The sequence below is a fragment of the Burkholderia sp. SRS-W-2-2016 genome, assembly GCF_001931485.1.
Lineage (GTDB): Bacteria > Pseudomonadota > Gammaproteobacteria > Burkholderiales > Burkholderiaceae > Paraburkholderia.
In genome coordinates, this window is sequence record NZ_MSDV01000095.1 from 1 (window position 1) to 1,003 (window position 1,003).

Below are 1,003 nucleotides of genomic sequence, written 5' to 3' on the forward strand. Positions count from 1 at the left end.
ATCCCTTTCCCGAGGAGCTTTCTCCGTATGCGAAACGGTCGCAAATCCCGAGCCGCAGATCGCGGCGGGTTGCCTTATCGCCGCTGTGGATGCTCAGGAAAGAATCGCAGCATTTCGGCGCTTGCGTCCGGTCCAGTGGGGTCGGTGTAGCTGCCCCGGGCATTGCCGCCTGCCCAGGCGTGCGGTGCCCCGTGAACGGTCCACAGTTCGGCGTCGATGCCATTCGCTGAAACCAGCCGCGAGACAGTGCAGGCACGTCGGCCTGCATCGGCCGGACGCTGTTCACGACCATCATCCGGCTGCGCGTCGAAGCCCCGAACAAGCTGTGCGGCGTTCCGCATGTGAACCGTGGCATCCGAGTCGCCATGAAAGACGATGAGAGGTTTTTTCGGCAATAAGCCGGATCCTGCCTCTGCGCAACGCTTGCCGCCTTTCATCGCCGCGAGCGCCGAAGGAAGATCGTGTGCGCATCGTGCGGGAAGCCCGGAATGTACACCTGCCGCGGCATAGAGTTCGGGATACGCGTCAATCATGATCGCAGCCATCGCGCCGCCCGCGGAAAGGCCTGCGACGTACACGCGCATGGGATCGACGTTGTGGGCTGCGATGATTTGACCGGTTATGCCCGCGATCAATGACGGCTCACCACGTTCGCAATGTTGGTCGTCTGGTTTGAACCAGTTCCAGCATTTCGACGGATTTGCCTGCTGTGGCTGCTCCGGATAGGCGACAAGAAATCGATGCCGCTCAGCCAGTACGTTCATCTGTGTGCCTGCTGCGAAATCGTCGGCGTTCTGTGTGCAGCCGTGCAACATCACGATCAATGGCAGCTGCTCGCCGTGGCTTCCCGCCGGCACATACAGTCGATATCGACGGCGACCCGCGGCATTCGAATACACATGCGTGCTGAAATGTCCCCGGTCCTCAACGTCAATGCAGGCTTCTCGCGCGTTGAGTGTTTTTCCCCGCTTCATCGTCAGCGCGTCAAACGGCACGGCAACGG

At 61.0% G+C, this 1,003-nt stretch carries 1 protein-coding gene; it reads right to left on the reverse strand.

The window, feature by feature from the left end:
- Positions 1-74: 74 nt before the first annotated feature.
- Positions 75-1,003: PHB depolymerase family esterase (locus BTH42_RS33850; protein ID WP_075305523.1), on the reverse strand; the 929-nt coding region annotated here is incomplete at its 5' end.